The organism is Streptomyces sp. NPDC055287 (assembly GCF_053646035.1).
In genome coordinates, this window is sequence record NZ_JBSHNE010000045.1 from 1 (window position 1) to 13,164 (window position 13,164).

The 13,164-nt window shown below is 69.6% G+C and carries 8 protein-coding genes and 1 pseudogene; 3 read left to right on the forward strand and 6 right to left on the reverse strand.

Translation table 11 applies throughout. The features are described 5' to 3' along the window. Positions 1-1,158: 1,158 nt before the first annotated feature. Both ACWIHY_RS34945 and ACWIHY_RS34950 read right to left on the reverse strand, forming a co-directional pair. Positions 1,159-1,911 (reverse strand): hypothetical protein, encoded by a 753-nt coding sequence (locus tag ACWIHY_RS34945; protein ID WP_454380422.1) that lies wholly within the window; start codon positions 1,909-1,911, stop codon positions 1,159-1,161. Between the two features lie 414 nt (positions 1,912-2,325). Beyond that, entirely contained in the window at positions 2,326-2,493 is a 168-nt protein-coding gene (locus ACWIHY_RS34950; protein WP_454380449.1) for a hypothetical protein, read from the reverse strand. A 197-nt stretch (positions 2,494-2,690) separates the two neighbouring features. On the opposite strand from ACWIHY_RS34950, the gene ACWIHY_RS34955 reads away from it, so the two are divergent. Beyond that, the gene (locus ACWIHY_RS34955) at positions 2,691-4,079 is read left to right on the forward strand and encodes a hypothetical protein (protein ID WP_454380423.1); all 1,389 of its coding nucleotides are present in this window, start codon (positions 2,691-2,693) and stop codon (positions 4,077-4,079) included. Here ACWIHY_RS34955 and ACWIHY_RS34960 read toward each other — a convergent pair. Both ACWIHY_RS34960 and ACWIHY_RS34965 read right to left on the reverse strand, forming a co-directional pair. Continuing rightward, a pseudogene (locus ACWIHY_RS34960) lies at positions 4,074-4,208 on the reverse strand (IS5/IS1182 family transposase); the annotation flags it as partial. The gene ACWIHY_RS34955 and the pseudogene ACWIHY_RS34960 overlap by 6 nt on opposite strands. A gap of 460 nt (positions 4,209-4,668) precedes the next feature. Next, positions 4,669-6,366 (reverse strand): M4 family metallopeptidase, encoded by a 1,698-nt coding sequence (locus ACWIHY_RS34965; RefSeq protein ID WP_454380424.1) that lies wholly within the window; start codon positions 6,364-6,366, stop codon positions 4,669-4,671. Positions 6,367-6,682: 316 nt separating this feature from the next. Between ACWIHY_RS34965 and ACWIHY_RS34970 the strand changes: the two genes are divergently transcribed. Further along, a complete protein-coding gene (locus ACWIHY_RS34970) occupies positions 6,683-8,638 on the forward strand; it encodes a M28 family metallopeptidase (protein ID WP_454380425.1) in 1,956 nt (651 codons plus the stop codon). Between the two features lie 595 nt (positions 8,639-9,233). Here the strand turns inward: ACWIHY_RS34970 and ACWIHY_RS34975 are convergent. Both ACWIHY_RS34975 and ACWIHY_RS34980 read right to left on the reverse strand, forming a co-directional pair. Next, positions 9,234-10,343 carry an NAD(P)/FAD-dependent oxidoreductase gene (locus ACWIHY_RS34975; RefSeq protein ID WP_454380426.1) on the reverse strand — a complete coding sequence of 370 codons (1,110 nt, stop codon included), beginning with the start codon at positions 10,341-10,343 and terminating at the stop codon, positions 9,234-9,236. A 25-nt stretch (positions 10,344-10,368) separates the two neighbouring features. Beyond that, positions 10,369-12,006, reverse strand: a complete 1,638-nt coding sequence (locus ACWIHY_RS34980) for a LodA/GoxA family CTQ-dependent oxidase (protein WP_454380427.1) — start codon at positions 12,004-12,006, stop codon at positions 10,369-10,371. A gap of 470 nt (positions 12,007-12,476) precedes the next feature. Here ACWIHY_RS34980 and ACWIHY_RS34985 point away from each other — a divergent pair, with 470 nt between their 5' ends. After that, a complete protein-coding gene (locus ACWIHY_RS34985; protein ID WP_454380428.1) occupies positions 12,477-13,157 on the forward strand; it encodes a DUF899 family protein in 681 nt (226 codons plus the stop codon). The last annotated feature ends 7 nt before the right edge of the window (positions 13,158-13,164 follow it).

Here is a 13,164-nt window from a genome sequence, read left to right on the forward strand (position 1 = left end):
TGCACGCGCCCGGCGGGGATGTCGAGGACGGCGGAGATCGGGGCGGGGGTGTCGAACTTCTGCATCGTGTTCTCCTGCGACTCGTTGTTTCTGATAAAAGAAACGCTACGTTGCGTTCGAAGCATTGGCAACAGCAGAGTTGCACACAATCAACATCACTGCAGGTAACAGCGCAGAAGTCGTTGCAAGGACCTTATGAACTAATGCAACGACAGGCGCCGTTCGTTGCACTAAATTGAGAGTGAACGCTATGCTGGAGGTGCCGAGGGGGCCAAGGATCACGAAGCAAGACCGCGATGCCGGGAGGCAGACTCACTCAGCAGGAACGCAGCAGATCGCGCTGGGACTGGCCGACAGCCTCGGCAACGCAGAGGCGCGCGAGACTCGGGACCCCGACAGACGCCCACGGCCCGCACCAAGGGGTGCGAGCCCGGGCAGGTGGGCAGGCCTCAGGCAGCGTGGTCGGCGCAGCTGCATGTCGGGCGTGGGGGGCTCTTCCCAGGCCATGTGGAACTCAGGCGCGCAGTTCCTTCCTGGTGTCCTTCAGTCCTGTTGCGGCCGAAGCGGTCGTGACCAGCCTGCGGGACGCCGCCGCGCCGCCCGTTCCTCATCCGCAACGTGCTCACCGAACAGTTCGACACCGGGCCGGTGATCGTCACTGCGGACGTCCACGTCGACATGGAAACGCTGCACGGGGTGCTCTCGGCGGGCCGTGCCGCCTGGAGAACCCTGGTGACGCCGCAGGCGCCGCCTCCGTTCCGCTGTCGCTGCCGGAGCCGTCCGCACCGAACTGACCGAGACCAGCACCGCGCCCCTGGACACGTCCGCCCTCGCCTGACTCGGCGACACCGAGAACTCGGAAAGCCGTCTTCCGCATGGTCAAGGACCAGCTCTTCGCCGTCGTCGACACACCGCCGCCCAAGCCGAGCAGGGTGGCCATCCCGCCCCGCGTGGTGGACCAAGGTCTTCGGCGATGCGTGGGTGACGCTCAAGAGGGAACCGGCGATGGGCAGCGTCCCTGCGAGAGACGCTGAACATGCACGGCCACCGTCACCGTCAAGCAGACGAGCGAGGGCGGCCTGGAGGAGGTGGCCGCGGCGGCCCGCACCCAGCTCGACAAGCACCTGACCGTGGTTGCCATCTGACGGAGACCTAGTCTCAGACCTGTCCGGCCTCCGCCAAGGCAGTGAGAACGCGGCGGGTCTTGTTCTCGGGGTGCTCGGAGAGCACCACTCTGCGCTCCCGCACCGCGTCCTCGAGCTTTCGCTGCTTGCGCTCGGCCCGTGCCGTGAACTCCTCTGCGTCGTCCTCGTCCTTGGGCTTCACCCGGATCGAGGCCTCCAGGAAGTCCAGGCCGGCCGCCGACCACACCTCCAGGTCGACCTCCAAGTCGTCGAGCGGAACGTCGTCGACCTTCGTCGAGAGGATCGGCCCCAGCGCGACCAGCCCGTCGAGCGGGACGGAGGGCGCGCAGGCATGCAGGAACTGGTCCTGCACCGCGTCGATCGGCGCGGCGGGATCGGCTCCGCGTTCCACCGCGTCCGCCAGCGCCCCAGGCGGATGATCGCGTACCAGAGAGGCCGCCAGCACACGGCCGTTCCTCGACCAGTCCTCCTCGATCTTGTATGCGAAGGGCTTCGCGTCGAACGGGGCCGAGAACCGGCCGACCAGCTGTTCCCGGGTGCACGGACGCAACTTAACGGCCAGGTCGTCCGGACCGCCACCGATCCTGAACCGTACGATCGCACCGCCGTCCAGCAGCGGCACCCGACCCTCGGCGACACCGTCCCGGTCCTCGGCGAACCAGATCCGACGCGTCGTCAGCGCGCCGTGCGAACCGCCGAGAGCCGACAGCGCCTCCGCCACGTCGCCCTCGATGTTGACCTTGATCTCGATCGGCAGCAGGTCCATTACATCTCCTGCCCGAGTCTCAGAAGCTCGTGAATCCTTCCATTCCAGGATATCCACACCACCCCCGGGCCGCAGCCCGGATCCGACGGGCAGAGACCACAGGGGCAGTACGGGGTTGGTTGGCCGTTAGCCTGTCGCCGCTGTCAGGTCCGATAGGGGTAGAGGGCGACGTTGCCTGCTTCGACGCCACTGCGAACTCCGCTACGAGCCCGAATCCGCCCTGGACGCCCTGGACACCCCGGGAAGCCTCGACGACTGGTTCTTTCGCGACGCCGATGCGGACCCCCGACGAGTGGTTCGCCGCCATGGAGGGGCATCTCGACCCGCTACTTGATCGCGGGTCCTCCGAGATCGACCTGTACCAGGAGAGGAGCCGGTATAGGCCGGGCCAGTGTGGGAGGTCGCAAGGCTCCGTCACGCGAGCAGGACCCGCTTGCGCAGGGGGGCGAAGTCGGCGCGACCGAACATCTGGTGCTTGAGCATCCTGATCCTGTTGACGTGACCTTCGACGACAACGGCGCGCACTCGCTGAAGGTTGCCCTTGAAGCCGAGCGGAACGATCCCCCGCCCGGATTCTGCCACTGCACGTGGCAGAGGGCTTCGGGGTGGCGGCATCGGCGATGCCTGTGGCGGTGTGATGCAGGTCATCCCCGCGGTTGCAAGAAATGCCCGCGGTGCTTGTGAGGCGTGTGGGATCGTACGGCCGGTTGTTACTCGCTGGTATCTGCGAGTCCCATCCCTGTTGCGCGTATCCCCCACCACGCTCCGAGGATTGCCACGTGCGTAAGTCCCCTGTCACAAAGGCCCTGTTAGCGACTCTGGCCTCCATTTCCCTGCTCTCCACCGGCTGTTCGGCCGGAACCCCAGCACCGTCCCCGGCGGGCGGCAGTGCTCAGGCACCGCATCCCACCAGCGTCAGCAGCGTCCCCCATCCGGACCCGAGTCCCTCGCGGCAGCTCGCTGTGGCAGAGGCCCCTGACAGGGAGCCGACCGCCGTCGCCCGGGTGGCCGGGGACGGGAAGGCGAAGGAGTCGCCGCTGAAGGTGGCCTCCTACGACCGGGAGAGTCGACGAGCAGTCATTTCCGGGGCGCAGAAGGCCGCTTCAGCGACCGGCCCGGAAGGAAATGCCCCAGCCGTCGGTGACATCATCGCCAGCGGGCCGGTGCCCGGGGCCCCCGACGGGCTGCTCGCCAAGGTCACCGACGTGGCCGGTAAGACCGAGAAGGGCACCGAGGTCAGGACTGAGGCGGCGACGCTGGGCGCGCTGCTCGGTGACGACAAGGCGAACGGTACGGTCCCGGTCGATCCGGCGAGCTTCGACGTCGAGCCCCTGGTCCAGGGAGTGAAGGTCTCCTGGGCCAAAGCAGGGAACGTGCATGTGGGCCCCAGGGGCGCGAAGATGCCCCTGGGAAGCCTGCGGATCGATGTCGGGGCGTCGGTCCCGCTCCCGGTCACAGAGGGTGCACCGTTGTCGGGGGCGGCGGCGGTCGCGGGCTATGTGCAGCTGGCCCCCGAGGTCGAGTTCTCCTACGACGGTTCCTCCGTCATCGCTCCGGACAGCGCATTCCTCGGGCTGACCGGCGACTGGTCCTCGCAGTTGTCGCTGAAGGGCAAGGCTCTCGCAGGCGGCAAGCCGGTGCGGATTCCATTCGCCAGGCTGCACGCCGATCCCGTGATCCAGGTCGGGCCGGTGCCGGTCGTAGTCAACCTCGACCTCACCGCGTACGTCCAGGTGGAGGCGGACGGCGCCGTCACCGTCGACGTCCAACAGGACGTCAAGGGTGGCTTCCGCATCGGCGGCAGCTACACAAAGGCGGGCGGCTGGAAGCCGGCCAGTACTTCCGACATCACCAGCACCCCGGTACAGGCGAAAGTGACCGCAGCCGGCAAGGTGAAGGCTGCCCTCGGCACGGAGGCCAGTGTCGGGCTTTACGGCGCGGTCGGCGTCACCGGCGTTCTCGCCCCGTACCTACGAGGGGAAGCCACCGCCGTCGCCGCGCCCGGGTCCATCGTGGGCGCCTGGAAGCTCTACGGCGGCGTGGACCTGACGGGATGGCTGCAGCTCCAACTGTCCATCTTCGGCACCCCCGTCTTCCAGCACCGCATCCCCCTGGGTGCCCTGCACCGGGAATGGCCGCTGGCACATGGCGACGGCGCCGTCACCTGAGCCTGCTTCCAAGGCATTTTCCAGTTCGTCCCCTTCCTGTGCCGTCATTTGCGGTCCGGCGTCATGCCGGTGGACGCGATTCATGGTGGAGTCCACCGACACGGTCCACTTCACCGCGCCTACCGCATCGGGAGCCGCCGTCGGGCAGCAGCCAGCAACTGCTCTCCAGCACACAGCGCATGGCGCTGGCAGACGTCGAGATCGTATGAGTCGTCGAGTGGCAGGGGCTTTTCGCGCCTGCCACTCGACATCGTTCCGGAGTCTGTCGTCCGGAACGATGTCGAAGGACAACAGAGACTGGCTCGCACCAGACCACTGGGGGCACGGGCCGACGTACGCCCCAGGAACCCTGCCCACCGGTGCAATGCCCTGCCGCCACCCGAGGGGATTCGACCACGACGAACACTGAGCTGTACGGCCACCCTCGTTCGGGGCGTTGCCTGGTTCGCGTCGCACGGCGCCGCAGCGACTGGTGGCTCCTGGCGACATTTGCAGCAGGTCACCACCCACATGAGGCAGACGAAGAACTTGCAGGCACGCAGGCATCAGCCGGACCCGGCCCGGCCGTCCTCGACTCCCCCCGGCACGCTCAGGCGATGCCCACCTTCTGATACGCCTCGTCGATCGCCGTCTGCGTGGCGATCCGGAGCGGGGCGCTTCCGGAGAGGTACGTGCTGGTGACGTCCCGCAGAGCCCGGTGCATGTCCGGGAACTCCGACTCCCTCAGCAGTCGCACCAGGGCGAGATAGATCAGCAGCGCCCACTCCTCGACCTTGAGGACCGGCTTGCCCGCCGCGTCCACCGAGGTGAGCAGGTGGAACATCGCCTTGTTATGGATGTTGCTGTTGGTGTGCACCCCGCCGTTGTCGCGCGTCGTGTGCAGATAGTCGCGCATGTGGTCGGGATCGCCGGTCCGGACGGGATCGCTCATGTCGCGCAGCGGCAGCCCGCCGCCGCCCAGCCCGGCCCCGATCTCCCAGTTCCAGGTGCGTACGTCGTCGCGGTCCGGCGCCTGGTACCAGTTGGCGATGATGACGCCCATCGCGTCCGCCAGCGACTCGTTCAGGGCGCCGGACTGGTCCTGGTAGACCAGGTCGCTAGAGGTCTCGATCACCCCGTGGGTCATCTCGTGGGCGATGACGACGAAATGGCGGGCCAGGCTGACGAGCCGGGTCCCGTCGGACACCTGGCCGTACCACATCCGCCCCTTCCACCAGACGGCGTTGAACCACTCGGGCCCCGGCCCGTCCTCGTGGTAGGTGCAGTTGACGATGGAGACCAGGTCCATGTCGGCGTCGTCGATGCCGTTCCGGTAGAGCTGATCGCGGTAGAACTTCTCCACCCGCTCGGCGTTGACATGCGCCGAGATCCCGGCCCGGTGGCCGGCGCCGAAGTCCGCCTGCGTCGAGCCGATCGCCGAGGTCGGCGGCCGGGCGCTCTCGATGTCGGCGAAGTCCAGGTCATAGGTGGCGATCTGCCTCCACTGGTCGTGCAGAAGGAAGGAACCGTCCCGGCGGCTTCCCTGGAACCGGTGTCGTACGGTGACCTCGTCCTCGCCCTCCAGCCGGGTGGGCACCGTGATCGTGGGTGCCATCCCGTACGACTTGAGGATCTCGCCGGAGTACGCGTCGACGAAGTAGCCGGTGAGCGGGAAGTCCTCGCGCGGCGACGCGCCGAGGCCATGGCCGTGCCGGCCGTCCTCACGGCGGCTCTCCGGCAGTTGGGCCGGCACCTCACGCAGGTGCCAGGCCAGGTGCCAGTGGTCGTTCCGGCTGACGTACGCCAGCGTCGGCGGCGGCAGCTCCTCGGCGCTGACCGTGCTCCCGGTCGCCGCCTTGACCCGTTCCAGCGCGTCCGTGCCCGGTAGCTCCGGAACGGAGCCGACGCCGGTCACCTCGCCGAGCTTGCCGTCCATCGAGACCAACCGCTGGTTGTCGTCGATCTCGACCAGCACCTCGGCGCCGGAGACGGGGATCTCATGCTGGGTCTGCTCGAAGCGGACCAGAGTGGTGCCCGTGCCGGCCTGGTGGCGCTCCGTGCTCACGGTCAGATCGGGTACCCGCTCGGGCCGGTCCTCCCGGACGGCGCCACGCAGCGCCGGTGCTTCCTCCTGAGCGAGCTTCTCGGCCAGGTAGAACCGTGCGGCGGACTCGGCGGAGTTGAAACCCCGCCGGCCCTCGGCGTCCTCCGGTGCTCCCACGCCCCGAATCGCCTCGGGCCCCGGAGGCGATTCGCCCGCCCGCGGGTCGTCGGTGAAGTGATAGCGGAATCTTTCCAAATGCGACATGACTATGACCCCTCGTTGCGCCCCTCGTTGTTGCTGTCGCACCCCCTTGTCGTTCCCACCGTTCACACATGCCCCCTTCCAACGTCACACCGCGGTGCGCAGGCGGCAAGTGGACGATTCGGCGCCCCGGGGCAACCCGTATCCCCTTCAACTGTGCGACGTTGAACGGCATCCCCTTACGCCCCGGGATGCGGGAACGCAACCGCGGGCCGAGGATGGAGTCATCGGGAGCCTGTTCTCGGAGCAGCGTGCACGGTCGCGGGCCGCAGCGCGGGGCCGCTGGGCCCCCGGGCTTCCGGGTCTCGGAGGAACTGAGATGCCCGTGCTCTTCTTCGACATAGGGGCGACCCTGGCGGATGGCCGGCTCGAGGCCGACGGCTCGCTGAAGCTCCTGCCCCGGCCGCGCGTTCGCGCTGTGCTCGACTCCTTGCGTGAGGTGCCCAAGGGCATCATCTCCAACCCCGGAACGAGCGAGGGCGCAGCCACCTCGGCTGCGGCCGCCCTTCACGAGGCCTTCCCCGGCCGTTTCCCGGACGACGGTCTCGTGCACTGGGGTCCGAAGGACAGCCGGAGGCTCTTCGACGAGGCGGTCGGGAGCGCGGCGGGCGTAAGGGCGGGGGCCGTCGCGGCATCCGCGTGTGTCTTCGTGGGCGAGGACCCCCAGGAGCGCGCGTTCGCCCGGGAAGCGGGGATGCTCACCACGGCCCACCCCGTGTTCACCCTCGCGGCCGTGGAGAACCGTCCCGTCTTCTGGACACGGATCGAGCTGCCGGATGCCCGGCAATTGCCCGGGCTGGAGGCGGTCGCGAACGAGGCCGAGATCGTTCCGGTGCATGTCGCCTCCGAGCGGCTCGTACTCGCCATGGCCACCACGCGCGGCGTCCACACACTCGAACGGGCCGGATTCACCGTGGACATGCGAGGAAACGTGGAGGACACGGCGGCCTTCCTCATCCGGGACAACCGTCCGCTACAGGGCGCCGACGCCTTCGCGGACACCCCGTCCGCCACCCGCTACGCGGCCGAAACGGCGCTGCGCGCCACGGCCGTCTTCGGCTTCGTCGCCGATGAACTGGCGGGCACGGCGACTCCGCCGGTCGCTTCGCTGGGGCCCGCGCCGGGCGGTGTCTATCTCGCCGCGCCTGCCGGTACTCCGGTCGAGGATGTGCACCTGCCGGGCGCGAAGCCCGGACACACCGAACGGCTGCTGCCTGACCCCGCCCTCCTCGCCCCCCGCGGCGAGATGCGGCCCGAAGGCCTCACCTCGGTGGCCGGTGACGGTCTCCCCTCCACCCGGACGATCGCCGCGGTCCGTGCGGCCGTGAACCCCGACGTGCTGCGCGGGCACGTGGCCCGCATCTCCGGGATCGAGCCGCTGGTGGCGGGCCGGCCGCTGAAGGTCCGCAGCCGCGACGCATCGGCCGAGGACAACGAACGGGTCGTCGAGGCGCTGGCGCGCCGGTTCCAGGACCTCGGATTGACGGTCCGACGGCACCCCTTCCGGTGGCGAGGACATCAGCTGTTCAATGTGGAGGCCGAGCACAGTGTCACCGGCGCCGACACCACCGTGCTCATCACCGCGCATCTGGATTCCACCGCGGCCAACGGCGACTTCTTCGACGCGGACGGCGAGCCGCGCACGTACGACCCGGCCGTGGACCCGGCACCGGGCGCCGACGACGACGGGAGCGGCACCGCGGGCGTCATGGCTGCGGCCGAGTGTCTGAAGGCGCTGCTCGAAGACGGTGGAGCGCCGACCCGCAACGTACGCTTCGTACTCTTCAACGCCGAGGAACAGGCGCTGGTCGGCAGCAAGTTCTACGCACGGGCCGCCGCTGCGGCAGGCGACCGCATCGCCGGCGTCTTCCAGATGGACATGATCGCGGGCCGACAGCAGGGGAGCACGCCCACCGTCGAGATCCACAGCGGCTCCTCGGTGCCGGGCCCGGTCGTGAGCGCGTCCGACGCACTGGGCCGCCGTGTCGCGCGTACCGTCCCGGTCATCGACCCCGAGGTGACGGTCCAGCAGGTCACCGGCACCGCCGACCCGGCGGTGGGGCGCAGCGACCATGCGAGCTTCCACGAGCGGGGGTGGGCGGCCGTCGCCGTCTCCGAAGACCTGTTCTCCACGCCTGACGGCGCGCCCGGGAACGGCACCCGGCAGTACCACACCCCGGGCGACACCCTCCACGACCAGGACCACAGCACGCACTTCGCGGCCACCGTCGCGCGATCCGTCACCGCGACCGCCTTGACGCTCGCCGGTCTGTGACACGTGTCCGCACCATCCCACCTCCCCCCTGCAAGGGGGCATCGCCCAGACCCGTCCCACACTCACCGACCGGGCGCTGAAGGACTTCGCCGAGGACACCGAGCAGTACGTTCCTATGTGACATCGAGGCACACGCCGCAGACCCGACACCGGGTCGGCCGGAGCGTCTTCCTGCTTTCGCCGGCCGGCATGGAGGCCGAGAGGGCTGAGGCGGCCACAGTCCCTCAAACGTAGGAAGGTCCAGCAGGCGCCGACATCGTTCGGCTGCAGCTCCCGACGCACGCCCCTGCCCGGACCCCGGTCCTCTTGAGGCCCGAGCCCGGTGCCTTGGCGGCCCGTCTGTTCGGACCGGGCGGACCGCCGGGGCTGGACGGGGGAACGCCGGGCCTCCGGCGTACCTGGGGTGCAGGGCTGCCGGTTGAGGAGTGACCACGGAGTGGTTCGGCACCGCGTTCCGCTCCACCGAGGGCATGTACCACCTGAACGTCCGACATCCGGCAACGGCATCCTGATCACCTCCTCACCCGCCGAGGTCGACGGCGTCCCAGGCCGCGCACCGCGCTGCTCAGTGCCGCTCAGTGCCGCTCAGTGCCGCTCAGTGCCGACGGTCCCAGAAAGGGGTGTCCCAGCGTTGTTCCCGGCGGTAATGTGCAGCCCTTGCCTCCAGGTACTCGGCGTGAACGGCTGTCATCCGGCGGGCGTAGGCCGCCATGGCATCGGCGTCACCGGCCCCGGCGGCCAGGATCGACCGCGCCCCGACCAGGCCGGTGGCCAGTGCGGTGACGATCCCCCGGGCAGCTAGCGGGTCAGTGGCGGTGGCGGCGTCTCCCACCGTTACCCAGCCCGGGCCAGCCGCAGGAGTGGCGCAGGCCGAGCCGGCGGCGAGCACCCGTAGCCGCCGCGGCGGTCGCTCCCAGCCCGCGATCCGCTCCCGGATATGACCGGCACCCTGCGCCTCGGTCCACCACATGCCCGGGTCGAGCAGGCGCACGCCGGCGAGGAGATCGGCGTCGGTCATCGCCATGAGGACCCGCTCCCCACCGGGTAGCGGGGCGGTGTACCACCAGCCCCAGCGAGTGGCCTGCACCAGCGACGCCCGGTCCAGGTGGGCGGCCTCCTTCCTCGGCGGACCCAACAGCCCGGCGACCGCGATCAGGCGGTCGGAGCGGGTGCGTGCCGCTCCGACGCGACGAGCCAGCCGAGCGGCTCGGCCCGTGGCGTCCACCAGATAGCCGGCCTCCAGTACACCGCCCTCGCCAGTGGTGATCTGCCAGTGGCTCCGATGCCGACGGGCGTCGCGGACATGTCCGGCGAGCCAGTGAGCACCACCGGCGCGGGTCGCTTCCAGGAGGGCGGCGTCGAACCGGGTGCGGTCCAGATGCCAGCCCTCGCCGTACGGACCGAGCCGGTGGTCCACTGCGGTGAGCGCATCCTGGCCCCAGGCGGCCTGGTTGCCGTAGTTGGGAGCGTGCCCATCGCCGACGAGCCCGTCGAGCACCCCCAGTCGTTCGAGAAGCGGGCGGGCGGTGGGAGCGAGACTCTCCCCGACCCGCCAGTCGGGGGAGCTCATCGGGGATACGAGGACGACGCTCGCCCCTGCCCGGACGAGCGGCAGCGAGGCTGCACACCCGGCGGGGCCTGCGCCGGCGACGAGAACGTCGAAGCGCCGGGTCTTCCCGCAGCCGCTCGGGCCGCCGCTGTTCACTGCGCCGCTCCTGCCTCTTCCCGGCCTATCCGGTTTCGTGGTCGGTCCGTTCCGTCTCGACCAGGACATCGGCTAGGCCGTTCGGGCCGGGCCGGGCGACGACGAACCCGAGAGTGCTCCACTTCACGACCATCTCGTTCATCCCCGCCTTGGCGTTTCCACCGTCGCCGATACCGCGGTCCCACTCCTGGAACGCCCCGGCCGCGTCCTGCACCAGCACGTCGTGTGCCGATTCGGGAAGGACTTCATCGGGGCGGGAGGCCGGCCACCAGTGGTCCATGCACATGTAGAAGTCGGCCTGCCAGGGCAGGGCCATGTACTTGGTGACATCTCCGGCGACCAGATCCTCGCGCAGCCGGAAGGGCGCCACCCAAGTGGCCTGTCTGTCGGCGATATACGTCATCTCGATACCCGGGAAGAATCCGCCGCCGCTCGCCGTCTCCAGCGCAGCTCGTACCAGGGCGTGGGGTTGGTCGGCCGGCTCGAGAGCCTCGAACGGGAGCGGGGCGGGTACCCCCGTCCAGTCCGCCAGGAAGTCGCCGGCGGCCCAGCGTTGCATCCGCGCGTACTGGCCGGGCAACAGCGTCAGCCACGTCCGTGGCTCGTTCAGCTCCTGGTCCCCGCCATCACCGGACAGAACGGGCATGAACCCCTCGTTGGCCTGACTGGTGTCGTCCACCAGCCCGGGCGTACGCAACCTGCCGAAGACGGTCTGACGCGCACGGGCGTCGGCCGGGGCGTTCGAGGACAGCCGGGCGAGGCGGGCCGGCGTGAGGAAGTTGCGTCGGGGATCGCCGTGCATCGTTCGCGCGCTCTTGTTGACCCACGCGAACCCGACCGGGCGGGCGAGCAGCGGGTAGATGTCGCGGGTGAAGGAGACCTCGGGCGGCGGGGGCAGTCCGCCCGACGCGCGCGCGACCTCCAGTGCGACGTCGTACAGGGTGACCAGGCTCGGTGTGGAGGGGGCGTAATCGGGCGTGGTCACGCAGCACCAGGCCGAGGTCACCGGGACCTGGCGCCCCTGTGGGCCCAGGCGCACGGTTGCGCTGACCGGGCCGTCGGAGACGTCGTCGAACCAGAAGTCATTGTTGGCAAAGTCGCTGAGCGGATTGGCGGGCTTGACCGAAGCGGACGTGCCGAAGCCGCCGAGGACGAGCAGCCGGCCGGCCTCGTCGGTGCGCAGTTCGCCCAGCGGTACCGGGGTGCCGAGGAAGGTCCCGGTGTCGAACCTGGCATCCGAGCCGTCCTGGGACGGACCGGTCACGCTGCGCGGTCCCGGCCGGATGACCAGCCGCGCCCGAGCGGCGGGATCGGCGGGATCGATGTGCCGATTACGGCGGTTGGAGTCCGCGGTGGACTCACGGAAGCGCCCGGCGAACTTGAACCACTCACCCTTGGCGTTGGCCAGTTCTGCGGCCCAGGCGATCTGTGCCTCGGCCGAGGTGAGCTCGCCCAGGACAGTGCCGGTCCGGTCGTAGGCGTACACACGGAACCGGGCGGCCTGACGCTTGATCCGCCCGTCGCTGTCCTTGAAGCCGCCGGACGGATTCGGCGGGATTCCAGGGGCCTCCGGGCCGATGAAGAAGCCGTCGGGGCTGTTGCCCAGCCGGGCAACGCCGATCGTGGGATGGATCTCGCAGCGTGCGACGTCATCGAGATTCATGGCGGCTCCCGGTGAGAGATTCGGGCGTCAGAAAGCGGGGCCATCCGCTGAGGACGGTGGTCGATTCGCGGTGACCGACCTGACCCGCGCACGGCAACACCGCGCGCCGCACTCCCAGAGCCAGGAGGTTCTGCGCCTCTGGTCCCGATTCGGTCCGCTGAGCGACCCCGCGTTCGCCGATCATCGGGAGCGTGACGCTGCCCCAGGTCAGCCGGGCGCGGAGCACATGACGACGTCCCTGAGCGGCTCGGCCTTCAGCCGGCAACGCATTCATCGTCCCCCCGTTCATGGGCGTTCGCAATCCGGTGTCGACCCGTGCTCCGACGCGACGTCCGTGACCGGCTCCGCTCGGAACCAGCCGCAACTGGTCGCTTCAGGTGACCGCGTTGCGCGCCTGGCACACCCCGGCGGGCCGACCTGATCTTCTGGGCAGGTGTGCCGCGCCGAACGGCGGCCGGCGAGGAGGAGACATGCGCGTGACCCACCTCAGCAACGAATCCGCTCAGTACACCGCTGCCAGGGAAGAACTGCGCCGGGCGGAGACCGAGCTGAAGCGCCAGCGCGAGCACGTCGCCGAGCTGAAGCGACGGCTGCCCGAGGGCCCGGTCGTCGAGGACTATCTGTTCCACGAGGGGCCGGCCGAGCTGGCAGCCGGGGACGATCCGGTGCGCGAGGTCCGGCTCAGCGAGCTGTTCTCCGGCCCCGACCGGCCGCTGATGCTTTACCACTTCATGTACGGCAAGGAACAGGACCGGCCCTGCGCCTCGTGCACGATGTCGATCGACGGCTTCAATTCGGTGGCCGACCACCTGGCCGGGACCGTGGACTTCGCCGTCGTGGCCGCCGCCGAGCTGCCCGCGCTGCGCGCGTATGCCAGGGACCGGGGCTGGACGGGACTGCGGCTGCTCAGCGCGGCACCGAGCCGCTTCAAATACGACCTGGGCAGCGAGGACTCCGCCGGTGGTCAGGACGCCACCTTGTCGGTGTTCACCCGCGACGAAGGCGGCGCGGTCCGACACTTCTACAGCACCCGTGTGCGGATGGCCGACGGCGATGGCCAGCAGGCCACCGACCTGCTCAGCCCCGCCTGGCACCTGCTCGACCTCACCCCGCAAGGCCGTGGCGACTGGTACCCCCGGCTCTCCCGGTGACGGGCAG